Origin of the sequence: Massilia sp. X63 (assembly GCF_041023745.1) — a bacterium.
GTDB lineage: Bacteria > Pseudomonadota > Gammaproteobacteria > Burkholderiales > Burkholderiaceae_D > Telluria.
Genome location: NZ_JBFTEF010000020.1, coordinates 19,177 through 42,386, shown reverse-complemented (window position 1 = coordinate 42,386; position 23,210 = coordinate 19,177). Strand labels below are relative to the sequence as shown.

At 61.3% G+C, this 23,210-nt stretch carries 23 protein-coding genes; 13 read left to right on the top strand and 10 right to left on the bottom strand.

Going from position 1 to position 23,210, the window contains the following annotated elements; translation table 11 throughout:
* Positions 1-77: 77 nt before the first annotated feature.
* Complete coding sequence (locus tag AB3347_RS24190; RefSeq protein ID WP_369094267.1) at positions 78-488, top strand: hypothetical protein; 411 nt, start codon at positions 78-80, stop codon at positions 486-488.
* A gap of 31 nt (positions 489-519) precedes the next feature.
* Here AB3347_RS24190 and AB3347_RS24185 read toward each other — a convergent pair whose 3' ends face one another.
* Positions 520-1,758, bottom strand: coding sequence for a DNA methyltransferase (locus AB3347_RS24185; protein ID WP_369094266.1), 1,239 nt, complete (start codon positions 1,756-1,758; stop codon positions 520-522).
* 128 nt (positions 1,759-1,886) lie between these two features.
* On the opposite strand from AB3347_RS24185, the gene AB3347_RS24180 reads away from it, so the two are divergent.
* The 4 genes from AB3347_RS24180 to AB3347_RS24165 are packed head-to-tail and all read left to right on the top strand — an operon-like array spanning position 1,887 to position 4,892.
* Positions 1,887-2,171 carry a hypothetical protein gene (locus AB3347_RS24180; RefSeq protein WP_369094265.1) on the top strand — a complete coding sequence of 95 codons (285 nt, stop codon included), beginning with the start codon at positions 1,887-1,889 and terminating at the stop codon, positions 2,169-2,171.
* Positions 2,168-3,523 (top strand): hypothetical protein, encoded by a 1,356-nt coding sequence (locus AB3347_RS24175; protein WP_369094264.1) that lies wholly within the window; start codon positions 2,168-2,170, stop codon positions 3,521-3,523. The genes AB3347_RS24180 and AB3347_RS24175 overlap by 4 nt, the downstream gene beginning before the upstream one ends.
* Before the next feature lie 41 nt (positions 3,524-3,564).
* Positions 3,565-4,149: a hypothetical protein gene (locus AB3347_RS24170; protein WP_369094263.1), complete on the top strand. Its 585-nt coding sequence runs from the start codon at positions 3,565-3,567 to the stop codon at positions 4,147-4,149.
* Between the two features lie 20 nt (positions 4,150-4,169).
* Positions 4,170-4,892: a hypothetical protein gene (locus tag AB3347_RS24165; protein ID WP_369094262.1), complete on the top strand. Its 723-nt coding sequence runs from the start codon at positions 4,170-4,172 to the stop codon at positions 4,890-4,892.
* A gap of 36 nt (positions 4,893-4,928) precedes the next feature.
* On the opposite strand, the gene AB3347_RS24160 is transcribed toward AB3347_RS24165, so the two are convergent.
* The gene (locus AB3347_RS24160) at positions 4,929-5,654 is read right to left on the bottom strand and encodes a hypothetical protein (RefSeq protein ID WP_369094261.1); all 726 of its coding nucleotides are present in this window, start codon (positions 5,652-5,654) and stop codon (positions 4,929-4,931) included.
* Positions 5,655-5,810: 156 nt separating this feature from the next.
* Between AB3347_RS24160 and AB3347_RS24155 the strand changes: the two genes are divergently transcribed.
* Positions 5,811-6,287: a hypothetical protein gene (locus AB3347_RS24155; RefSeq protein ID WP_369094260.1), complete on the top strand. Its 477-nt coding sequence runs from the start codon at positions 5,811-5,813 to the stop codon at positions 6,285-6,287.
* Positions 6,288-6,308: 21 nt separating this feature from the next.
* Here AB3347_RS24155 and AB3347_RS24150 read toward each other — a convergent pair whose 3' ends face one another.
* The 3 genes from AB3347_RS24150 to AB3347_RS24140 are packed head-to-tail and all read right to left on the bottom strand — an operon-like array spanning position 6,309 to position 7,844.
* Positions 6,309-7,151 carry a nucleotidyl transferase AbiEii/AbiGii toxin family protein gene (locus AB3347_RS24150; RefSeq protein WP_369094259.1) on the bottom strand — a complete coding sequence of 281 codons (843 nt, stop codon included), beginning with the start codon at positions 7,149-7,151 and terminating at the stop codon, positions 6,309-6,311.
* Positions 7,144-7,362 (bottom strand): hypothetical protein, encoded by a 219-nt coding sequence (locus AB3347_RS24145; RefSeq protein ID WP_027867855.1) that lies wholly within the window; start codon positions 7,360-7,362, stop codon positions 7,144-7,146. The genes AB3347_RS24150 and AB3347_RS24145 overlap by 8 nt, the downstream gene beginning before the upstream one ends.
* A gap of 53 nt (positions 7,363-7,415) precedes the next feature.
* Positions 7,416-7,844 carry a hypothetical protein gene (locus AB3347_RS24140; RefSeq protein ID WP_369094258.1) on the bottom strand — a complete coding sequence of 143 codons (429 nt, stop codon included), beginning with the start codon at positions 7,842-7,844 and terminating at the stop codon, positions 7,416-7,418.
* A 49-nt stretch (positions 7,845-7,893) separates the two neighbouring features.
* Between AB3347_RS24140 and AB3347_RS24135 the strand changes: the two genes are divergently transcribed.
* The 5 genes from AB3347_RS24135 to AB3347_RS24115 all read left to right on the top strand — a co-directional run bounded on the left by AB3347_RS24135 (position 7,894) and on the right by AB3347_RS24115 (position 12,627).
* Complete coding sequence (locus tag AB3347_RS24135) at positions 7,894-8,232, top strand: hypothetical protein (protein WP_369094257.1); 339 nt, start codon at positions 7,894-7,896, stop codon at positions 8,230-8,232.
* 54 nt (positions 8,233-8,286) lie between these two features.
* On the top strand, positions 8,287-8,610 hold the full coding sequence (locus AB3347_RS24130; RefSeq protein ID WP_369094256.1) for a hypothetical protein: 324 nt from the start codon (positions 8,287-8,289) through the stop codon (positions 8,608-8,610).
* An 846-nt stretch (positions 8,611-9,456) separates the two neighbouring features.
* Positions 9,457-10,221 carry a glycosyltransferase family 2 protein gene (locus tag AB3347_RS24125; RefSeq protein WP_036217193.1) on the top strand — a complete coding sequence of 255 codons (765 nt, stop codon included), beginning with the start codon at positions 9,457-9,459 and terminating at the stop codon, positions 10,219-10,221.
* Positions 10,218-10,922: a TVP38/TMEM64 family protein gene (locus AB3347_RS24120; protein ID WP_036217195.1), complete on the top strand. Its 705-nt coding sequence runs from the start codon at positions 10,218-10,220 to the stop codon at positions 10,920-10,922. The genes AB3347_RS24125 and AB3347_RS24120 overlap by 4 nt, the downstream gene beginning before the upstream one ends.
* Entirely contained in the window at positions 10,894-12,627 is a 1,734-nt protein-coding gene (locus AB3347_RS24115; RefSeq protein WP_051997066.1) for a glycosyltransferase family 39 protein, read from the top strand. Before AB3347_RS24120 ends, AB3347_RS24115 begins: the two co-directional genes overlap by 29 nt.
* A 353-nt stretch (positions 12,628-12,980) precedes the next feature.
* Here the strand turns inward: AB3347_RS24115 and AB3347_RS24110 are convergent, their stop codons facing one another.
* The gene (locus tag AB3347_RS24110; RefSeq protein ID WP_369094255.1) at positions 12,981-13,304 is read right to left on the bottom strand and encodes a hypothetical protein; all 324 of its coding nucleotides are present in this window, start codon (positions 13,302-13,304) and stop codon (positions 12,981-12,983) included.
* A 115-nt stretch (positions 13,305-13,419) separates the two neighbouring features.
* On the bottom strand, positions 13,420-15,093 hold the full coding sequence (locus tag AB3347_RS24105; protein ID WP_369094254.1) for a DNA cytosine methyltransferase: 1,674 nt from the start codon (positions 15,091-15,093) through the stop codon (positions 13,420-13,422).
* Positions 15,094-15,508: 415 nt separating this feature from the next.
* Here AB3347_RS24105 and AB3347_RS24100 point away from each other — a divergent pair, with 415 nt between their 5' ends.
* Entirely contained in the window at positions 15,509-16,321 is an 813-nt protein-coding gene (locus AB3347_RS24100; protein ID WP_369094253.1) for a hypothetical protein, read from the top strand.
* Positions 16,322-16,528: 207 nt separating this feature from the next.
* Here the strand turns inward: AB3347_RS24100 and AB3347_RS24095 are convergent, their stop codons facing one another.
* The 3 genes from AB3347_RS24095 to AB3347_RS24085 all read right to left on the bottom strand — a co-directional run bounded on the left by AB3347_RS24095 (position 16,529) and on the right by AB3347_RS24085 (position 22,539).
* Entirely contained in the window at positions 16,529-17,272 is a 744-nt protein-coding gene (locus AB3347_RS24095) for an SHOCT domain-containing protein (RefSeq protein WP_369094252.1), read from the bottom strand.
* 127 nt (positions 17,273-17,399) lie between these two features.
* Entirely contained in the window at positions 17,400-18,572 is a 1,173-nt protein-coding gene (locus AB3347_RS24090; RefSeq protein WP_369094251.1) for a C2H2-type zinc finger protein, read from the bottom strand.
* Positions 18,573-19,545: 973 nt separating this feature from the next.
* On the bottom strand, positions 19,546-22,539 hold the full coding sequence (locus AB3347_RS24085) for a Tn3 family transposase (protein WP_369094250.1): 2,994 nt from the start codon (positions 22,537-22,539) through the stop codon (positions 19,546-19,548).
* Positions 22,540-22,719: 180 nt separating this feature from the next.
* Here AB3347_RS24085 and AB3347_RS24080 point away from each other — a divergent pair, with 180 nt between their 5' ends.
* Complete coding sequence (locus AB3347_RS24080) at positions 22,720-23,106, top strand: DUF2946 domain-containing protein (RefSeq protein WP_369094249.1); 387 nt, start codon at positions 22,720-22,722, stop codon at positions 23,104-23,106.
* The last annotated feature ends 104 nt before the right edge of the window (positions 23,107-23,210 follow it).

Here is a 23,210-nt window from a genome sequence, read left to right as displayed (position 1 = left end):
TCGTGCCCCCTTCGTTGTAGAATTGCAAGTTGAATGTTGCTAGAATTTTCATCTCAACCACCACTTAATTACCTGGTATGTCGAAATTCCTAAATGGATGGGTCCGCCTGTGGATCGTTGCTACGGTGGTCTGGATCAGTTCGATTGCCTATCTAATTTATCCCGCAATAGCAGAGGTTTCCGATCGCGTGAAATACGAAATCAAACGTGATGGCGTTGGGACATTCGAAGCCACCTTTTCTCGCGGCGAGCCGGAAAATCTGAGGCAGCGCGAGATCGCCGAGAAACTGATTCCAATGTTCGAAGCGAACCCAGCCAAATATCACGGAAAAGTATTCGACGATCCATACATCAATTTTGTAAAGCACGCGCGCCCCGATCGAATTTCTACAGCGCTCTCCTGGGCATTATTACCGCCGCTGGGAATTCTCCTCCTCGGATGGGCCTTTATGTGGGTACGTCAAGGATTTGCGCGCCAAGCTGTTTAAGGCCTAGTCGTGGCCTGGTCCAAATTCGCGATTAGGCGCCGCGCACCTGCTCAAGGCCTGGATTGATTTCAAACCCTGGGAAGCCGCGGAACAGCTCGGCGCTGGGGCGGATATAGTCTAGGACGTTTTCAGTCGTCATCCAGCGGCGCTCGAGGCGCTCGGCCACGAGTGCGCTCTTGTGGGTGCCGGCGAACATGTCGACCACCAGCTGGCCGATATCGGTCAGGAACCGGATAAAGAAGCTCGGGATCGAACTTGGAAACGGCGCGCCATGCGTCGTAAAGCCCAGCTCGCGAGCGTGCCGGCGATGCGCGGCCGAGTCGGCGCACTGGTGACCCAGGGACAGGACGTTGCGCGGGATGGCGCCGGCGGTAGGGCTGCCGAAGCTGCCGTGCTTGATGCGGTAGGCGCCGTCGCTAAAAACGCCTTCACGCTGCTCGCCGCCGCGCGCGATCAGGGCCGCGTGGCGCGCGGTGTGTGGCTGGAGCACGCGCTGGTTGTTTGCATTGACGCGGAGGGGGTCGACCGCGAACCAGTAGATCGGCTCGTACGCGACGTTGACCTGGACGCGCTCCTTGCTCGCCCACTGGATGGGCCCAGGTGGTTTCGAGGCGTTGTGCCAGACAAAGCGGTCCATCAGGTGCAGGCCCAGGCGGTCGCAGATCGCCAGCACCAGGCGCTCGTTGTACGTGGAGCGCGCCGGGCTCCGATTTTGGAAAATATCCTGGCTGACGTTGAGGACAACCGAGCCTTCGGGGGCCAGGTTCTTGACGACAGGTTCCAGCGAGCGCACCACGAAGTCGACGTACTCCTGCTCGTTGACATTCCCGTAGGCGCGGGTGCAGCGCAGCGGGTAGGGTGGAGACGAGATAGCCAGCATGATCGGCTCACTGGAGTGGGGAAAGACCGCTTCATTCGAGCCCCAGATCGCCACGCCCAGGTTCGTCGAGAACGCCACCATCTTCACGCTGGCCAGGCTCTTCGTGAGCTTGCGACCGGCAGCTTCGGTCAGCCGCCAGACGCCGCGGGCGTCGGGCACCTTCTCGATCACGCCGGCGGCGCGCAGATCCTGCTGGAACCAGCGCACAGCCCGCTTGATTGGGCTGCGCTGCGTTCCCGCCTTGCCCACCGGGATCGTCGCCTCCATGTCCTTGAGGTCGATGCCTGCGCGCTCGGCCACCGCCCGGTAGAGAGCGTCATTTGTAAGGACGCCGTCGCTGGCGCTGGTATAGGCGCTCGTGACGTGCTTGAAGAGGTCCATTTGTTTCATGTGATCTGTCGCTGCTTGATGTCGATCACCTCATTTTAGGGAGTTGGGCCCAAGTCTCACAAGGAAAGCTGTGACGTTTTATAGCCACGTTGTAGAATTTATAGCTCACCAACCCTTTTGTCCCACCAATGACAACGCCCACCCAGCCACCGATCTACGCGACTGCGGTATTCGCCCAGAACAAGCCGGGTGCGATGCTCAGTATTCCACCCCTGGCCGCGGCGACGACCTTCCATGCGCAGGAGGGACGCATTTACACCGCCGACGGCCGCGAGCTGCTTATTCTCAACAGTGAGGCGCGCGCCAGGGTAGCCGATGCGCTGGCGCGCGACCTGGCCAGCGTGTTCGTTGTCGAGACAGGGCCGCTGGGCTTCGTCCGCGACTACGCCATCGAGCCGGCGCGATCGCTATGAGCGGGCAGCTCAGCCGTCTCCAGGCGTTCCTGGCGGGCGCGGGCAACCTGGAGGTAGTAGCGCCGCCGGCGGATGTGCGCCCAGACTACTTCGCCCGCTTCGCCCGCCTGGCCGGCGCGACGCTCGTGGCCGCCCAGGTCGCTGCAGTTGCGGCACCAGCGTCAGCGCAAGCGGCACCACCACCGGCCCCGCCGACCGTGTTGACCGCCGAGGAGGTCATGGCCGCCGAGAAAACGCGCATCGCTGCCGCCATGCGGTCGGTGCAGGACCTCTCCGCTCGCTACCTGTCCGCCGGCCGCTCGCCGACGTCCTCGCGCATCGTGATGATCGATCCGGAGAAGCTGCCCGACGAAGGCCCACTCGCTTTCCTTGAGCCCGACGAGATGTGCAGGATCGAGGGCATCCGGACCGACTATTCCCGCACCAACCCGCGCCTGGCCACAATGGCGGATACGCCGGGTATGCGCGCCTTCGTCCTGATCCACGAAAGCATGCACTGCCGTCTGGGGCCTGCGTTGATGAACCATGTAGCCCAGTCGACCGCGCCGATGGCCTACGAGTTTGCCGTCAGGTTCAACGAGTCTTCCGCCGATGCCTATGCGGTGTTGACCCTGGCGCGTAAGGACGGCATTCCGGCAGCCCTGGAGGTGCTCGACCGGGTCACCAAGGTTCGTGAGGCCGAGATGGCGCTGCCCGAGTCTGAGGGGCACCACGACTCCCGTGACACGCTGCAGCGCGTTCGCGCCGTGCTCGAGCGCACGCCTGAACGACTGGATTCGGATGACGCAGCGTTTTCGCTGGCGATCACCGAGGCGCTCGCCGGCGCCAGCACGGCACTCAAGCGCGCGCAGCCGAAGGAGTATCGCGCCTACCTGCAAAGCGCGGACTATGCGGCCGACATGCAGCGCTTCCATGGAACAGTGGAGGAGATGGCACGCGGGTACCTGGAAGGTGCGCACGGACTCGGCGCGCCGAAGGTCATACTCAACAACCTCGTCATGGCGCCGGCGGCGCCGGCGCGGATGTCGCCCTGGGGCTTGCTGGCCAAGCTGCGGCCGGCAGAGCATGGCTTCACAGCTGCCACGCTGCGCAAGGACGTCGAAGAAATCACCCGAAGCCTTCGTCGCGACGTGGCCGCCAGCGCCCCGAGCAAGCGCGCGATCGCGGATAATGACGACCCGACGCCCGTGCACGCATCCCTTTCCGGATCGCCGCAGCGGCATGCTGTTTCGATCGGCCGACTGCGCTCGCGCCTTGACGGTGTCTACTCAGGCGTGTTGCACTCAACCGGCGCCAGCGAGCTGACTGATCCGACCGCGGACCATGAGGATCTTGAGCGCCCTGGCCTGTAGCCGTGCGTGCGGCCGCCCGAATATCAACCCTGGAATTCCCAATGACCGACAACCCGAACCCGCAATTCCGAGCCATCTCCGTTGGCGAGCCGTCGCCGTTTCCAGCCCTGCCGCCTGGCCAGCTGACGGTGGCGATGACGCTGGCGCACCCGATCCCCATCGTGATCGTCAGCCTGCCCGAAGTCACCGACGACGACATCGCCTGCATCAAGTCTCCGCCTGAGGCGGTGGCCCTGCGACGCTCGACCGCCATGCCTGCTGGTGCACTCCTGATCCAGCTGAAGGTGAACGAAACCCAGGTGTGGCCGATCTGCGTGCCGTTCCTCGACGCGGCGCCGATTATGCGCACCTGGGCCGCCCACGAGGCCGACACCAACGACCTGCTGATGGTCCTGGTCGACGCCGACACGCGCATTGTCCGCGCCCAACGGACGATCGGTCTGCCGCCGCGCCTGCTGGAGATGGCTCGCCAGGGCATTCAGCGCGCCGAGCGGATCGACGAGCGCGCGGCCGTGGAAGAACTTGGCCGACTGAGCGATCTCGAGGTCTGGAACCAGGCTACGCGCTGGAAAGACACGGGCGACGGCGTATTCACGATGGTTGCTGAAGCCCCGGTTCAGGCGTGACCAGGTGAGGAATTAGACTAATGCGCCTCTGGAACTTGATCCGCACTGCGTCGCCCACCGCAAATATTCTGGCGTTCGCTTCCCTGCTTCTGCTGGTCGTGAAGATATTCGGGCTCAACCGGATTCCGAGCACGATCGACGGGATCTACGAAATCGGTGTAATTTTCGAAGCCATACTGGCCTCGGTCATCGCCAGCTACGTGTTTTATTTGATCGTCGTGCACATCCAGGAACAATCCGATCGCGATGCGCTGCAGCCTTACGTCGAGATGCGCACGCAGCGAATCGTTGGCGACTGTGTTGCACAGTTGCGAGAGATTTCTGCAGCCGCACAGGTGCCTCTCGATCTCAACACGCTCTCGTTATCCGATGTGGAAGCTGCCTTCTCCAGGCTGGCTCCTCAGGCGCCCTCTCCGATAGTGCATTTATTGCATCAAGCATCAGGCGGCGTATTGCAACAACCAGTCCCGTGGATGAGCTATCTGGCACACTACATTGAGCGTAGCTCGACCAGCATTCAAAAGTTGTTCGCGCAACTGCGCTTCCTGGACGCCGACCACGTTCGGCTGCTCACGCAAATCGACGATTGCCCGCATTTCGTATCGACCGCGCAAGTAGCAGCGCATATTGGGAGAACGCAGACCCTTTCTTTCCACAGCGGCGTCTTCTACCAGTACTGCAAGCTATGCCGGGATCTAAACCGCTACTTGAGCGACGCCGGGATGAGGCCGGTCTCACCATAGCTCCATCGCATTCAGCCACGCTGGTCCGTCGCGTAATCAAGCCGCCGGGCCGCCTGGGCGCTCCTGACAATCCAGTTCGTCAATTTCTTCCGCAACAGCGCCCGGTCCTGCACCCAGGCCGGCTAGGCGCTCCTGGTGCTCCGAGCGCAGCATGAGGCGCGCCGCCTGCTCCGCCTCCGCCTTCGCCGCCTTTAAGGTGGTCGGGCAGGTGCCCATCAAGGTGCCGAACCGGCTTCCTGACTTCCACACCGACTGCAGCTTCCTGACGCCATCGAAGAGCTCCCACTTCCCACCTCGGTCGTGCGGGCAGGGACGCCACTCGAAGGCCGTGAAGGGCGCGGACGAGCACACCTCGGCGGCCAGCATGCGCACCGATGCCAGCAGGTCGTTCGGATCGACGCCGCGCTGCTCCATGACCCCGTCTTTACCGAACGCCCGATCGGTCTCCCAGTAGGTCGCGCTCTTCGCGCTACCGCACGCACGGATCCACTCCACCGTGGTGCGATAGACGACGCTGTCGTCCTTCATGGCCGAGCGATAGTTGATGCCGTGGATGAAGCTGATCATCTTCATGCCCTCGGGGACATACGGCGGCCGCACTGCCAGCAGCGCGTTGCCGGCCATGAGCGCGGGATCCGTGTTCAGCACGTACCCGTTGGGCAGGTGGTGCTGCAGCGCCTCGATCAGCAGCTCGCGCACCAGGTCAGCGCGCGCGGAGGAAATGGCCTTGTACTCGGCTGGGGAGAGATTACGGTCGAACATGGGGTGCTCCTGGATGACAATTCCAGAAGCCTACCGGAGCCGGATCGGCGTGGTTGCAGGCCTCTGTTCTCGGTACCCGGCGCGCCCGGATCGTTGCGAGACGCCTGGTCGACCACCGATAATGGCTGGACAACATACGACGTAGAAAGGAACACGATGGATGGCGACCACCAGCACGTCCTGCCCAGTGAGGTGCCGGAGAAGATCATGCAGCGCCTGGCAGAACCGCATTCGAAGGAGCGGCCGAGGATTCCGTTTGCTTGGATGATCAGCTATTCGGCCGAGGGCGCGCTCCAGAACATCCGATACTTCGAAAACGGAGTCCGTCACTGCCAGCTGGACTTCCCGATCCGGGTGTTCTTCAGCACGTGGACGGCCGCCATCGTCGTGACTTTCGTGCCGCTACATGCGATCAGGGAGCCTCATGTCTTGGAGTGGCTCACAACGTTTTACGAGGTGTCGGTGCCCGAGGCGAAAGAACGCCTGGCCAAGTTTCCGGACTTCCCCTACGATGGCCAGAATTCCGACACGTTCCGCGCCAGCGTGTTCGAGCGCGGCGGCCCGCAGATCCTCATCGACGAAGCTCGCGCTCTTCTGGCCAGCAAGGGCATCGACATCCCATCGAAGTGGTGATCGGCAGCCGAGCAGCGCCAGCTATGGTGGCGGACGTTCCCCGTCTGGCTCTTCGCGGTCCTCTTCTTCAAGCTGGGGCCGTGCCGGCGTTGCGAGTGCTCGCCCGTAGACGCCGCGCAGGCTTTGCGCAGCGCCGGCAATCGCAGCGCCACGTGGTGCAATGGCGGCCGGCGCCGCCGGCGTGAACGTCGCTTCGCCACGCAGCACCGCAGGGATCTGGTCCGCGAGCTCCGGCGCCATGTGCATCTTCGCCAGGCACTGCGCCAGATAGGCGCGGTCGCTGACCATCTCCACAGCGCCATGGTAGGCGCGCTCCGCAGACGCCCCGTAAGCCTTGCGCACCTTCTCCCACGCGGCCTCGGGTACCGCGCCCCAGTGGCCGACCATCATCGACAGGTCGATAATGTCGCGACTGGCCACGCCCTTGTCGCGGTACCGGTCAGCGTTGGCCAGCAGCTTTTCGGCGTACATGTCGACGCGGGAAAGGGTGGGCACTCCGGTGCGCGGGTCGAGCGCGCCCTCGATCTGGATCCGGCCTTCGCTCACGACCTCGAACTTCACCGGCACATCGTCGATGCGGATGTAGGTGCGGATCCCGTAGCGATCGGCGCGCACCTCGCGCACGAGCTCCACGGGCTGCGAGAACATGGCGCCGAGGGTGGCGTTGTCGACCGTGTTGCGCAGCTCGCGGTACCCGTCCTGGGACGCGCAGAGGAAGTCGATATCGACCGACTCCCTGTATTCGTCCAGCGCCAGGACGATGGCGGTGCCGCCGCCGAAGAAGCACCCGTTCTGCGCCAGAAAGTCGGCGTCGAGCGCAGACAGAATTCGCTGAATGCGATTGTGGTGGTCCCGCTTATACATTCATGACTCCGCCGCCGTACACCTGCGTCAAGCCTTCGATCAGCTCGAGCTCGGCCTCGCCAAGCTTCTCCTGGTCGACCATGCGCCAGTTGGCCTCGTAGAGGGCGAACGCTTCCTCGCCGGTGATCACGTCGGTCGGCTTGCGACTCCAGGCTAGCAGCGCCAGCTGAGGGTAATCCCCGATGATGAGGGTGGCAGGTGGGGTCTTCATGGTGCGATTATCGTTCTTCCCGGTGCGATGTCAATCATAGCCAGGTGCACCGCTCACATGCGGGGTGTCGAATCCGCATCGGTATCGTCGTCTTCGTCGGGCGCCGGCGCGGACTCTTCCAGCGGGCGCCCATACCGGCCGTATCCCATCTGCTCGTCGGTCAGCCAGAATTTGGTGCGCGTGATCTCTTCGAGCTGCATCTCGTTCGAGACCCCGCGAGTCATGTTGGAGAAGACCGAGAATTCGCCCCATTCACGCTCCAGGTGCCCAGGGATGTCGCTGTGGCCGATGACCAGGTTGCTGCTCTCCCGGAGCGGCGCCTTCTCCTGCAATTCGTTGAACGCATCCTTCCTGGCTCTCCACGAGGTTTCCGGGATCTCGCAGGCGGCGACGATGGCGGCGAGCAGTGCCTTAGTGGATGGGTAGTCGTTGCGCTGAACGAGGCGCGTCAGCAGGAAGGTCTGGAAGCGGTGTTTATCCATGTCGTGGCTCGCGTAGGAATGTGAACAATGCGAGCAGCATAGCGACGCCATGCATCCGTGGTTGCAACGTACGGCGATCGACTGCAACCACGCTCCGGTGCCGGCGCTACCCTCAAGCGTCCACGCCATCTGTTCACGCCCATGCCCCGACCTGGCCGCGGTCGAGGACGCACTGGCGAACTGGCTCGGGGACTGTTTCGACGAGGACGAGGCGCTGGCCCTTCTGCGGCTCAATGTGGGCAACGACGTGCGACTGGGTGCCGGCGCGGGATACGAAGTGATGGTGCTTGCACCGATTACTGCCTGTGCTATCGCAATTTTGTCCGAGGATATCGGGGACCTGGTGGAACTGGTAAGCGCCAGTAGCGCCTTCGCACCCGGCTGCTAGATCGATCCCGGATTCCTACAGGCGTCCTTGCGGTTGTGGCGCCAGGCCACGGACATGCAGCTGCCTTTACACGACGAGTTTAAGCTGCATTTCATGCAGAACCGACGACCGATCCTGGCGAACCATGCGAAAACGGCCAAGGCCTGGGCGATGGTACTGAGGGCGATGGCGCCGGCGACGGCAGCGGAAGAGGGCGCGCTAAATGCGCTGCTGACCGAGGTGGAGGAGTTCGGCACCTGGGTCAATTCCGAACTCGCGAAGCTCGATCACATGGCCCTGCAGGACGCATTGAGCGCGAGTATGGACGAAGCCCTCCTGAATCCTGACTTGCGCCACCTATTCAGGCAGGCTGGCCCGCCGCCGGCCGAGAACTTGTAAGCGCATGCGGCTGCCAGCTCAACGCTCACGATCACATGCGCGGTGAGTGGTCATCGTCCTCCCCGCTTTCTTCTATGCACTGACTGCAACATGCTCGTACACTGAGCCTCACTGATAGTCCGCTATCGGCCAAAAGCGGACTACTCTCGCATAGATCTTGTTAAGACGGAGAGGAAACTCACTTGATGCACGTTTAAACTATGTTCCGAAATCGGCTACAGCGCTGATCTATCAAGGCATCTGGATGTGCCGACAGTTTCGTTACCCTTATTCAACTAGCCTGCGTGACTTTGGCCCAGTGCGGAGCATGCTGCGATAGTGAGTTAACAGATTCTTAACGCTGCATTGTTTATAGTTCAGCTCTGGTGCGCCTGTAAAGAACCATGGACGCCCTGATTGCCAAGCGCTGTGCGTGCTGGTCGTCGCCTATGCACTTAGTCGCATCCATTTAATCCCGGACTTCATCCCCGGTATTGAGCTACCTCGACGATGTAATCTGCTACCATGCCTGATATGGGTAGCTGTCAGACTTATTCCCTCATATGTCCTTGCTGAGTGCAGGGGGACGGGTCAATGAGTAGACGGCAAAGCAAAGACGCACGCCAAAAAGCAACTATGGCATTGCTTAAGTCGTACTGGCATGGATCCTAGTGTCCTGGGCGATCTGGGTCTACCTGATATCGCCTTTCTACTAAGGGCGGCAGGCCAGAAAATACAAATCTTTGGATCGTTAAGAATTATTGAGTTGGCGTTTACCAACCTACTCGTCAGCAACTGCATGGTGGCCCCTGCAGGAAGTAGCGCACAAGATGTATACCTGTGATTTCTTTAAGACGATTGAACAACATGGATGACGAAAAGAAGGGTAAGCAAGCATTCCTAGTCTCGGTGCTGATTCCGGCGAAAGACGAGGCCGATAATATAGGGCATCTGGTCAACGAGATTCATCGCGCCCTCGCTGGCCATCATTCTCACGAGGTAGTGCTGGTCGACGATGGCAGCGACGACGATACTAGCGCTGTGTTCCTGCAGCAATGCCAGCAGTTGGGCATGCCGGGGCGACTCATCCGCCATGCTCGCAGTGCCGGACAGAGCACCGCTCTCTGGACCGCTGCGCGCCACGCTAGCGGGCGTTTTCTCGTCACGATAGACGGCGACGGTCAGAATGACCCCGCCGACATTCCGGCACTAGTGGCGCAGGGGCTGACGATGGAAGATAAGCACCCACATTTCTGCATTGCGGGCTTCCGCAAGAATCGGCGCGACACGCGTTGGAAAAAAATCCAGTCACGCATCGCTAATGCCGTGCGCCGCAGCATACTCGACGATGGCGTACCCGATACCGGCTGCGGTCTCAAGCTACTGCCGCGCGAAACCTGGCTTTGCTTGCCGTACTTTGACCACATGCATCGCTTCGTGCCGGCACTGGTCAAGCGCCTTGGCGGCGTGATCACAGTCGTTCCGGTGCACCATCGACACCGTACCGCCGGCGTATCGAAATACACCGCCTGGAATCGGCTATGGGTGGGCATCGTCGACATGTGGGGGGTCAGCTGGCTAATCCGGCGCAGCAAGCTGCCGCTGATCGAGCGCATGGAAGTGCAGCATTGAAAACTGAATTGAGGCTGCTCTTCAAGCCGCTGCTGCTGACCTGCCTGCTCGCGCTAGGCTTTGCCTCCCTCCATTTCCAATGGTGGGGATCATTCACTGAGCTGGACCTGCTGAACCGGTTGTTCGAACGACATTGGGCGATTGCCTGGCCCGTTTTCGTGCTTACCGGCGTGCTATATACCGCGCTCGGCGGCCCGCGCCAACTGCTCGCATTCAGTTGCGGTTACCTGATGGGTGGCTTGACAGGGGCTTTGCTGAGCACTGCGCTGACCGGACTTGGCGCCCTGTTGGTGATCTATTACGTGCGCAATATCGGCAGGGATTGGCTGCTTCGGCGGCATGGCGAACGCGTCGCCTTCATCCGCCTACTGCTCGGCGAGAATACCTGGCTGTGGATCTGCACACTGCGTCTAATGCCGGTCGGCAGCAATTTGGCGACGAATATCGCGGTTGCCCTGGCTGGACTGAGCATACCGGCGGTTTTCTGGGGCAGCCTCCTGGGCTATCTGCCGCAAATGCTGCTGTTCAGCTTTGCCGGCGCGGGCCTAGCCTTGCATGACGAGCAGCAGATCTGGATCAGCCTTTTGATGCTGGTGCTGTCCACGGCGATGGTGCTCTATCTCTACCATCATGGCTTCAAGCAGAGGCTACAGGACATCCGAGGACAAACGCATGCAACTCCCGCACAATCCGAGCGCTAGGCAAGACGCACACTGGTGGCCGTGGATCGCTGCCCTCTTGATCGCTGCCCTGTTCGCCGGCATCGGGTTGCGGGACCCCTGGCCTGCCGACGAGCCGCGCTTTGCCCAAGTCGCACGAGAAATGGTGGAATCGGGCCAGTGGCTATTCCCAACTCGCGGCGGCGAGTTCTATCCGGACAAGCCGCCAGTCTTCATGTGGCTGATCGCCCTTTTCTACCAGCTCACCGGACAACTGAAGATCGCTTTCCTGCTGCCCAGTGCGCTGGCGGGCTTGGGCACGCTGTGGCTGGTATTCGACCTAGGTCGCCGCTTGTGGGGAGAGAACGTCGCCCGTTCGGCAGTGCTTGTCCTCGCGTTCACGCCGCAGTTCCTGCTGCAGGCCAAGGCCGCACAAATCGATGCGGTGGCCTGCTTCTGGATCACACTCGGCTGCTACGGGCTGGTCCGCCACTTCCTGCTCGGTCCAGCCTGGGGCTGGTATGCCGCCAGCTGGGTGGCGATGGCACTGGGCATCGTGACCAAGGGCGTCGGTTTTCTTCCCGCGCTGATGCTGATACCGCTGGCGATCTGGCGCCGCCCCGTCACCGCATCCGGGCAGCAGGTCTGGTGCATGCGCACGTGGTGGGGACCAACCCTGATGCTGGGCACGCTGGCGCTATGGCTGGTGCCGATGTGGGTGGCGGTCGAACGCATCCAAAGTCCGGAGCTATTGGCCTATCGCGACAACATTCTGCTCAGGCAAACCGCTGAACGCTATGCCAATGCATGGCATCACATAAAGCCATGGCACTACTACCTGTCGACTGCACTGCCCAGCATGTGGTTTCCGCTGGTCGTGCTGTTCCTGCTGCAGATCCGCAGCATCAGGAAGCTGTGGCCGTCCAGCGTGGCACTGCGCGTACTGCTGAGTTGGGTTGCGCTAGTGTTGCTCTTCTTTTCCATCAGTCCTGGCAAGCGCGAGGTCTACATCCTGCCGGCGCTACCAATGTCTGCCCTGGCACTCGCCTACGTCTGGGAACAAGCGCCGGAGAAAGGGCGCCGCACCGCGTCTCTTCTGTTACGGGGAGCGCTCGCGGTGGTTGGCCTGCTGCTGATGTTGCTGGCAGCGATGGCGCTGTTTGCTCCGGATCGCCTGCATCACCGAGCGGACGACTACGCCGACGCCATCGCCGCTCTGGCTCCAGGTCTGCTGATACTGGGATTGGCGCTGTCCAGCATCGTCTGGCTGTTGCGCAAACGCGCCTTGTTCGAACAGCTCGCCCTAGCCAGCTTGCTGACCTGGCTGTTCATTTCTTTCTGGCTGTGGCCCTCCCTCAACACACACCGGACGCCGCGCGCAGTCATGCAAGAACTCGAACAGAGCCTTGCACCTGAAGCGGAAGTCGGCATGCTCGAGTTCAAGGAACAGTTCCTGTTGTTTGCAAGCCGACCCCTGGTCCATTTCAGCTACCTGGCACCGCTACCCCAGCAGGAATGGAATGCCTGGCGCTGGATTCGCTCAGCTCCGAATCGCGTGCTGCTGCTCCCCGATAATCTAGCGCTACAGTGCTTCGATCTGACGAAGAAACGCGTTCTTGGCGAAGCCCATCGCCGCAACTGGGTCTTGCTCGATGCCTCGGCCGCACGTGAAAGCTGCGGCAGGGCTGTTGACCGCGTACCCTACCGCTACGTACCCGTGAAGAAAGACATCCTATTATCAAACTAGTCAGAACTGCGAGCACTACGCACTCGTAACCGACGCTGCCAGCTTCATCGGCGTCCATTTGACGTGGTTGTATCGACAGCTATTTGCTTGTATTTGACTTTGTAAGTAGATCGTACGTTACGATCACCTTGTTCACTGTCGCTGTATCAAATGTCTGCTTCGGGTCGATAGCGGACGTTCAAGGTTGCAGTGCAAGCACTAAATGGCGGCCATGTTCATAGCCGGACTAATTCCATTGGCTGAGCACTTCTGCAGGGAGACCTCTGGTCGTTTCCGGGCCGGGGGATCTGGCTGTGGAAGTTCCTGGCGCGAGCTGCGCTGGGGCTGCAGAATTGCGGCTTGAGATAGTCGTTTCAGCAGCTGGGAGCATCGCCCTCGTCAAAGAAATCGTCCACGAAGTCGGCTTCCGCCGCTTCAGCTTCCGCGCGAAGACGCGCCGCCTCGGCGCTGGTTTCGACAAACGAGGACGGGGTGGAAGGTGCAGGGCGTGCATAGGGCGCCGGCCGCGGGGGCAGCGTCGTGCCAGGACGAACGGGGCGGGGCGCGGACGCGGCCGAGACCTTCCCGCCAAAGCTCGAGAAAAATGACTGGGCCTGCTCACCGAGAACCGACATCGGCTTCGTGGGCTGGGGTTCGGCCGGCTCTGGATTCGCCGGCGGCTGGGTGTTACCGAACATGGATCTCTCCTCAACGGTTGGTGAGCGCCCCAGGAGGGGCGCATCTAGGCGTGAGGAGTGTGGACGATCTACCGGGTCGTGGTTGCAAACGTGACGGTTATCGGCCGCCTTCCGCTCACACCCCACCTTCACCTGGCATGGTCAGGGCCAGCGCCACGTTGCGCACCCAGATCGGTGTGGCGCTCAGGACGAACGTCTCGCCGGAATCGGCCAGGAGTAGGGTAGTGCCCATGACTTCCGCGATCGCGGTGGCCGCATGTGGAGGGACGAGATTGCCCACGTGCTCGCGCCAGACCGAATCGTTGCACCCGTCGAGCAGCAGATACTCCTCTGGCTCGATGAGGCTTTGCAGCGCGGCCAGCTCAAGTGTCGAGAAGGGTCGATGGAAGGTTCCGTCCAGGGCACGGATGATCGCAACCGTCTTCTGGTCCGGCGCCGGCAGCGGGCGAGGATCAGCGACCGACCAGCGTCCGTTGTCGTGGCCAGCCGCGGCGCTCACGGCACCACTCGGCGAGTCCCAGGACACGACTCCGTAATGACCACCCGTGAGATATGCGTCGCCATGGTGGCGCCGCATGTTCAAGCCGCTGCGGGGGTCAGCAATCGCGCGGCCGGTGTCGGGTTCCCCGCGTCGAACGATCCTGTACACGTTGCCCTGCAGGTCCGCGCTGCTTGGGCGTGGATCAGCCACGGCGAAGCATCCCTGTCCGGGTGACTGCTGGCTCGTGATCGTACCGCTGGTCTCATCCCATCCGCGCACTCCGTATGCCTGGCCATCGCGCCACTTCGCCGACTGTTCGAACCGGGGGTCCGCAACCGAGAAATTCCCGTTCATGGGCAGGCCGCGAGTAGTCACGGTGCCGGTCGACTGACCCCAGCCATTCACTCCCAGCGTCCCTCGACGCATCTCGGGCACCAGCAGGTAATCGCGCAGATGCCCGTTCTCGACCGCCAGGCGGTTCAGGCTGCGCCAATCGCTGCCGGCCTCGACGAACGCCAGCCTGACCCAGGTCTTGAACTGCAATCGGGGAAGGCGATGCATCGGCCCTGCCGCTGGATCTCCGGGTAACGGCATCCGGCCCAGGATGTCGCCGACGGCGCGCAGGCGCTTTTTTTCGGGCTCATACAGGAAGGGCGGGACTTTCTCGGTATGGCGGGCGACCAGGAGAAAGCGCTTGCGGGACTGGGCAAGGCCGCCCAGCTCGCCACAATCATGTGTTGTTTCCGCAACGGCATAGCCGTAGCTCTGCAGAACCTGGTTGATCTGGTCGAGCAGGTGCCGGCCACGGCTGGCCAGGCGGGGGACATTTTCAAACACGATTAGGTCGACCGGGTCGTCCGCCCAGGCTTCAGCCATCAACCAGATGCAGCGCAGCGTCAGCTCGTTGAGCGCCTGGTATTTCGGCGTGCGGCTTCGCGCCTCGGACAGAAGGCCGGATGCTCCTTTGCACGGACTGCTAATAAAGACGATGTTCGGCCGCTCATTGCCTGCAGCGCGACGAATATCGGCCGGGGTCATTTCGCGCCAGCCTGGAGGAGGTTCACTGCCATGAAAAGCCGTGTATTGATCGCGAGTGAAAAGATCCATCACGGTGCCCGGCACGCCGACCAGGCGCGTGAAGTCGCGCACTGCAGACGGCGACACGTCGACGCCACCAAGACAGCGGAACCGAGCCTTGAGCCCACCGACCCGAGGGTTAGCTGCGTTGAAGCCTTTCGCGGCGCCACCGATCCCGCAGCAGAAGTGGAAGTGGGTGAATTCCGTTGTGATCGAACCGTCTCGGGGCATGTGGGACTCCTTATTCAAGTAAATGCGACCGCCTCAGGGCTGTCGACGGCCATTAAATGCACTCACGTGCTTTCCCGGCCCTCAAGACCGGGCGTTCCGGTCGAGCGGATCATCTCCGACATATTTTTAGGTCCAAAAATATGACCACGATCATTTCAACCGAGGAACCGATGTTTATGTTTGATAATGTATCTTATCAAACGGAAACAGCAGGATATCATTCGATTACACACGGTTACGGTTCGTAACCGAACTATCAAAAGCCGAGACCCGGAAGACGTCAGATTTTTGATGCTTCCACGCATGCTGACATGCCGTCATATTTGTGCTCCAGCCGATCTGGAGCGTCAGTAGAGGGTCGGTGACGAGCCAGAAGGAGCCGTCAGCCCGGTTTGCGCGATTTAAGGAGAACTCAATGGAACAAACGATGTGGAAATGGACGATTACGACCCCGAGCGGCCACATGAGCGATGGGGCTGCACCTGCAGTGGACGCTGTCAGCGCGCTGGCCAGCGCTTTGGCGTCTCCCGCCGGCGTAGGGCTGGCGCTGGCCCATGGCCTGACGGACGACGACCTGGTTGAAGCACCGGGCGGGTCGGATTTCCGCCGCATCCTGACCGGCAAGGGCTGCGAGATCCTGGTCGAATGCGTTGAGCTCGCCAAGGTAGCAGCGGCCCGCCTGTGGCACTACACCGCCGGCCACAAGCTGCCCCTGATCCGCGAGGCCGGGACCCTGCGCCCAAATGGTGCCAAGATTGCCCCGAAAGAGCGCCCAGTGCTCTGGTTCTCTGCTGAGCCCGTGTACGAGCCCACGGCTATCAAACTGGTCCAGATGCCGGGCAATACACGACCACGCCGCCCCAGCATGGCCGAGCTGCACGAGATGATCGGTGTGTTCCGCTTCGCGATCGATCGGGACGATCCGCGCCTGCTCCCATGGCCGGCCGTGCACCGCCTCGCGCGCATTAGCCCTGCAGGTGTGGCGAACATGCTCAGGGCCGGCGTCGAGATCGGGGCCAAGCCGACGAACTGGTTCGGCGCCTTCGAAGAGATCCAGCTCGCAGACCTGCGCTTCGAAGCCTGGACAGGTGAGAAGTGGATCTCAGCGTCGCTCGATGCGTCGCTCGAGCAGATCGAGGAGAAACTCGGCCTGGTCCGATCGATCTCGGCGGCCGCGTATGGACCAGCCGGTATTCGCCAGGCCTGGCAGGCTGGCACCAGGGCCTGACCCCACAGCGGGAAGTGGAACGGCTCCGCTTCCCTCCCGCGATGCTGCCATGTTGTCAAATCGACATTACATTCCCTAATGTCGAGTTGGTAACGTATACGTGTGACTACAGCCGTTGGGCCAGCTCAGCCGCCTAAGAGAGAATGGGACAGTGTTTGACGCCGCGATCGGCGGCATTGATGTTGTCAGGCGTTCTAGCAGCTATGCTCACGCACGCGCGAGTAGCTTGCTTTTTTGTGTGTTGAATTCGTCGTCGGTCAGGATTCCGGCCGTGCGAAGACTCGCGAGCTTCTCCAGCTCGTCCGCAACCGAACCGTCCAATGCAGCCGCCGGCGTAGCCTGCGGAATGGCCGCTGCCGGCTGGCTACTCTTCATTTCGGTGTCAGCGCGCTTGATCAGAATCTCAAGGATCCCGTGCCAGTGACGCGCGTTCTGCATCGCTGCCCTGTACACGAATCCATCTTTCTTCTGATCCGTGTTCATGAACGTGATGTCGTGCAGCGGCGAGGAAGGATCGTTCGCGACGATGCGCAAGGCGATCTGCTTGATCTTCGTTGCGGTCCTGGTTTTGCCGGAGAGGCCTCCAACAAGCGCGCCAACGCCACCGAACGCAAGGCCGCCAATCAGGGCGCCACCCAGCTGCGATGACCGCATCGTCTTCGTCACCGAATCACCGTCCTCGAACAACTCGGCACTGACGATGTCGCGCATCTCGATCATACGCAACGTGAACTGATCGCCGCTGCGAGTCATCAGGCACAATTTGCCGCGCGATTCATCCAGCGCAATCCCAGTCTTGAGATCACAGCCAACAACATGTTGGGAGAGAGTGAAATCTGTGCGGGACTGTAAGCTTGCTTTAAGTGCTTCGAGCGTTTTCTCGTTATTGAGACCAACGACGATACCAGCAATAATTATTAAGACAAACAAAACACCGAGAATCCACTCCATCTTAGTACTCCTTGAATGGTAGCCTGCCGGCACAATAGTGGCCATGAGCAAATATTGCAATTTTCTCATGGAGATTGTGTCGTGACAACATATTATGTGGCAAGGCTACAGGTGCTCACGGCGCTCTTCACTCTAGATTGCTGATCGGCGACCCTTCCGGGTAGCGCACGCGAATCAGGCGCTTCTGCTCACTGGTCGCGTGCCGATCAATGAAGCCACGCATGTCGTCCGAAATCGGGTGTTCGATCCAGAAGTCGCCGAATTCGCCCAGGAAGTGTGGCCAGCGTGCGGCCAGCAGGCCGTGCCGACGCCGTTCTGGCCGGATCCAGGCCCAATCCAGACGCCACTCGCCCTTGTCGCAATAGAAGGCACAGGCACCGTCGATTGCGCCGTCCGCATCGGCGAATAAGTAGCCGACATAGTTCGGGTTCAGCCGAGCTCGCGTACTCACGCTGGGCCACTGGAGGAAGTCGTAACCGAAGTCCCTTTTGAAACGCAGCGCACGCTTTCCTACTTCACGGTGCATCCAGAGAGGAGCGTTCACATCGACGCGCTCGCCCCGGGGGCCGCGGGCAGCCCGCTCGCGCATCGACTCGGACGGGTAGGGTTTCAACAGGCGCTGCACTTCGGCGTGTCTGCGGCGGTGATTGTGCGTCGACTCTGGATCACCCTTGGTGTATCGGGTGCCGCATACCTTGCAATGTATCTCGACGAAGTTTTTCTGGCGCCAGTGCGGTCCCTTGACCGTCAACGACGTTACCTGACCGTCGCGCACAAGGGCGTGAAAACGGTGGCCGGCGGCGCCACGCCAATCCTTCTGGACTGGCTCTGCGTCAACCGATTCTTTGCTTTGCAGCGTAAGCTCGGTTTTATGGCGGAGCTCGCTGTAGCAGTAAATCTCTCCCTCCGCAATCGTGAGGCGGTCCTTGCCGGCGACCTGGTCGTACAAGGCGTCGACCATGAGCTGCGAATCGACGCTCACGCCCAGCGTCTCCAGGAAGATGCACAAGCCGGCGACATCGGCGGCCTCGATCATGTCCATCGAAAACCAGCTTGAAGTCTTGAAGCGCGGCCGATCGCGCATCGGGCGGATCACGCAGCCCGCCGCTTGCGCAAATTCCTGCAGGCGTACTTGGGCCATCCGATAATCCATGATCTCGACCAGGTCCTCGAGCTGGTGCATGTACGCCCAGCCTTGCGCGTGGATGTCGGACCAGAGCGACGATGGAAACTGGCCTGGGCGTGCTGGACGTTGCAGCACCACGGTCAGCTGCGTAAGAAGGCGGCTAGAAAGCTGCATGGGGTATCGGTTGCCTGGTCGTATCGAACTGCAGACATCATAGCGGCGAGTTACGCTGGACTCCAGCGCCAGGCGAAAGCCACGAGCGCGGGCCTGCCGCCGGCAGCGCGACAGGTTTCACGAAATTTTTCTCTTATCAAATCAGACCCTTACGGTGTTCCACGGCGAGATCGCCGGGGGTGTTCTGAATTCTTACTTAATATGTGCTAAGTAAATAACATTGCTACGGAGTGCAGTTAGCATGACCGTAAAATTGTGTTGCAGCTGAGAGAGGTTAGGCCGGCGACAGAGATGCAGTACGGGGTCGCCTCAGAAAACGGAAAATAAAGCACGCTAAGGATGGGGTGTCAGGATGAAGTCTGAGACGCCGAGACGCGGGCGTCAGGAAAAGTCAGCAATAACCCTAACCTGACGGAAGAAAGGTGCCGGCCTGACGTCAGGTTAAGGCCTACTTCAACCTGACAGTACGTGGCGGTTACGTCCCTGTCCAGCTTTCCAAGACGGCAACATCCGTCGTACACTGACTGCCTGAGCGAAGGGCCGAGTTCGGCCAAAAGCAGACGTTGAACCGATCAGATTGGCCTACCACAATGCCCGAACAGCCTATGTGCAACAGGCGTGATCATGCGTATGCAGCTTATGTCAGTGCTGCGATAAGAATTAAAGAAGAATTAAGTCTGAGGAGAGCTGAGGAGTTCTTGATGCGCGAGGGTATGCCGCGAAGCGCTACTGCGAGGGTGTTGCTTACCGGCGGACCTCGTAGAGCGGGTTCAAATTAGGTCTGCCATGGGCCGACGGCGCGTCACTATCGTAACGCTCGCGCAATCCACCTGTACGCCTGTTGCAGGCAGAGTACAGGGCTGCTAAGGGACCTTTGCCGTCGTCGGTTTGCGGCCTTGTGACGCTCTGTGCAGTCTTAGGGGTTTGAGGTGCAGTGGAACGGAAAACCGGGTTAAGGACCAGGTCCACCAGCCTATTCATCGCTCGCGGGGTTGCGCAGCGGCCGCAGCTCTCCTTTAGCTACCGAGTCCGGCACGGAGAACGAATACCGGCCCAGCATGTTGATGTGCTCATGCACCAACGGCGACAGCCTGGCCACATCCTCATCCCGCACCTCGAAGCCGTCCGCCCGCAGCTGGTTCAATGCGGCCTCCATGTAACTCGTGTTCCACAGCACGATCATGTTGAGCACCAAACCGAGCGCGCCGAGCTGGTCTTCCTGGCCCTCGCGGTAATGCTGCCGCAGCTCGCCGCGCTTGCCGTGGAATACGGCGCGGGCGACGCTATGCCGCCCCTCGCCACGGTTGAGTTGGGTCAGCGTGCCCCGACGCTTGGCTTCGTCATCGATGTAGGTTAGCGTGTGCAAGGTTTTGTCGATCCGGCCAAACTCGGCGATGGCTTGGGCTAGCCGGGTCGGGCGCTCGCCCACCTGAAGCGTGCGCATGATGCCGGCAGCCGGGACCCGGCCAAGCTTGAGCGAGCCGGCCAGTCGCAGCATGTCATCCCAATGCGGCTCGATCTTTTGCAGGCTGATATTGTGTCCGGATACAGAATTGAGCAACCCGTAGTCGGCTTTCGCATCGATCCGCCAGAAACGAGTTCCGCCGACGTCGGCCAGGCGCGGACTGAATCGGTATCCAAGCAGGCGGAACAACCCGAAAACCACATCGCTGTAGGCACCCGTGTCCGTCATGATCTGCGTCGGCTGTAGGTCGGTTTGCTGCTCCAGGACGACGGCCAGCAGAACCAGGCTGTCGCGCAGCGTACCCGGCACCGTGATATCGTTCAGCCCGGAAAACTGGTTTGATATCAGGTTGTACCAGGTGACACCGCGCCCGACGCCGAAGTATTTCGGGTTCGGCCCGGAATGCACTGACCGCACCGGCACCACGAACCGCATGCCGTCGGCCGACGCGACCTCGCCGCCGCCCCAAACGCTGGCCAGCGCCGAACGGCCTTGCGTGGCGACCAGCATGGTGTTCGCCGCCGTGATGGTGTCGTCGCGCAGATAGTTCTGGTCCACCCAGGACAATCTGTCGCGCTTGAGCGCCGGTACGTCGCCGCGAATTAAAGGCTCCGGTCCCGTGTTGCACGCCTCGGCCATCAGCACCGCGCAGATGCTCACATGCAGATCGGAAGCGCGCGCGGTGCGCTCCGATATGTGGGTGAAAGCATCCGTAAAGCGGGTGCGGGCGGCAATCTCCAGGATCAGTTCCGGCAAATCGACGCGCGGTAGCATACCTGTGACCTTCGCGCGCAGCGCGATCAAGGACGCCGGCTCATCCATTTTGTCCAGCGGACTTAGCACCAGTTCTTGTTTGTCGCCAACCTTCTCAAACCGCACGGCCGGATTGTCGGGCAACCTGGCGGCGACAGCCTGGTAGGTGCGGTCCAGTTCATCGGCGAGGGCCGTCAATGTCGGCCCCGGTGCCGGCGACAGGCCCAATGTGCGGCAAATGATCGGGCGCGTGGATTCCCATTCAGCGCTATCGAGCAGTCCGGCGCGCGGATCGGCGTACCGCCAGCTCGGGGCCACGAACACGTCGCGCCGGCGCAGCGCAATACGCAGTTCGGACAAAACACAGAAGGTGTAGGCGTGGAAATCGATGGCATCGCCCTCGCGCAGCACATGCCGTTGCCATGGCCTGGTGATGATTTCGCGTGGCGCATCGTTGTCGGGTCTCTTCACCGTCATGTTGGCGCGGAGCCAGGCAAAGGCGGCGATGAACGGCTCTCCAGCGGCATTCGCGCTAAAGTGGATATGTTCGGCCAGTGCGGGCAGGAAGCGGCGCACGGTCTTGTACTTGGCATCCAGTTCCTGGTAGTACACATTGTCGATCGGCCGAATAAGCTTGTTGACGCTGGCAAGGGCCAGTGCGAGCGCGTCCGGCGAAATCCGCGCGAACAACTGGTTGCGCAGCTCGGAATCGGGCACGGTATCGTCCAGCAGCATTTGGCAAGCCCTGGCGAGGGTGGCCGCCGCTTCGTCAAGGTCCTTGAGCGAGCGAAGGCGCGACTTTTTGTCGGCCTTTACCGCGTCACCGAAAAGCTCCCGCAGGATGACTTCGAGCACTTCCAGTGCATCATCTTGTGCCGATGCTTCGAGGCAGTGCACGAACGCAACCAGGGTCGCCAAGCGGCGCAGCACTGGCAGACGCAGGATCGCGCTGGCCTTGGCTGCACCGGCGAACCGGGCCAGGGCCGCTATCCGTGTGGCCGGGATGCGCGTGGCGGCTGGCAATCGGATGCCAAGCTCACGGACTGCGTGGAGTCGCATCAGCGCCAGGCTCATTGATCGGCTGCTGGCCACCACCGGCCTGGTACGCAGGCGATCAAGCGGCGAGTTCCGAGTGCCGCCAGAAGAGACCAGCAAACCTTCCAGGCGCGCTTGCTGTTCCAGGCTGATCCCACTTCCAAGCGAGCGCCATAAGCGCTCCTCGACGCGGCTGCGCAGGCGCGCAACGTACCGTTCGAGCGTCGTACAACCCGGCAGCAGCACCTTGTGCGTCACCAGCCATGTTGTGGCGCGCTCGAACAGCACGCTCGGGCGATCGGTGCCAGTCCAGCAGAGGGCATAGAGCCACCGGGTCAGGCGGAAGGCAATCAGGGGTTCCGTGAAGTCGACGTAGCCATAGGACGCGCGAATTTCCGTCGCATGTTGCCAGCGCTGCTCGCCGGCACTGTAGGCGCTCGCTTTGTCCAGTGCATCGATGTGCAGCTGCTTGGCCAGCGTCCACAGCACGGGCTGGGGGACTGCCAGCGGGTCCTCCAGGAATGTGCCCAGGTAGCGCACCGTCCCGAGCTGTACGGCAAAGCCCAGCCGATTGTGCGCACCGCGCTTTTGCGCGATCAGCGCATGGTCAGTGTCGTCCAGGTGGAAATACCGGGTAAGGTCGTGAGCCGATGGCGTGCCGGCGTAGCGGCCGTAGTTTTCGCGCTGATCGTTCGAGAGAAAGCTGACTGGCATGAGTTCTCCTGCTGAGCTGGGACCGGCCATTATGACTTCAATAACAGCCCATGACCAAAGCGCTGAGCCGCAACTCTTACTCAAGGCCGAGAAATCGAGGCGAAATCCGGGCAGCGCAAGTAGCCTTGGTTCTCTCAACTTACGGAATACCGTTCCCGCTGATATAATTTCGGTATGGGAATGAAAAGAATCACGCGCCGCTTCGCCGCCTGGATCGCATGTTTTGCGATGCTGGTCGCCGCGCTTGCGCCGTCGGTTTCCCATGCCTTTTCGGTGTCGCCGGGCGGAACTTGGTCCGAGATTTGCAGCGTTGGCGGCACGAAGTTCGTCAAGGTAAGCCCTGACCAGGGCGGAATTGCCGATCCGGCCACGCAGGATTCAATTCACCTTGAACATTGTCCGTTCTGTGCCACGCACGCCGGGTCGTTTGTCTTGCCGCCCAATGCAGGCTTCATCCTCCCGTTGATCGAAACGCAAGACACTCATCCCTTCCTTTTCTTCCAGGCGCCGCATCCCCTCGCCATCTGGACTGTCGCGCAATCGCGCGCTCCGCCCGCATCCGTCTGATCCCGTCGCCGTTGGCTTGACCTCAATCGCACTGCCAGGCGAGGCGATCAGCCATGCTCTTTCGAGACCCACGTCGCCCATCTTGTTCCTGCAGTCGACAGTCG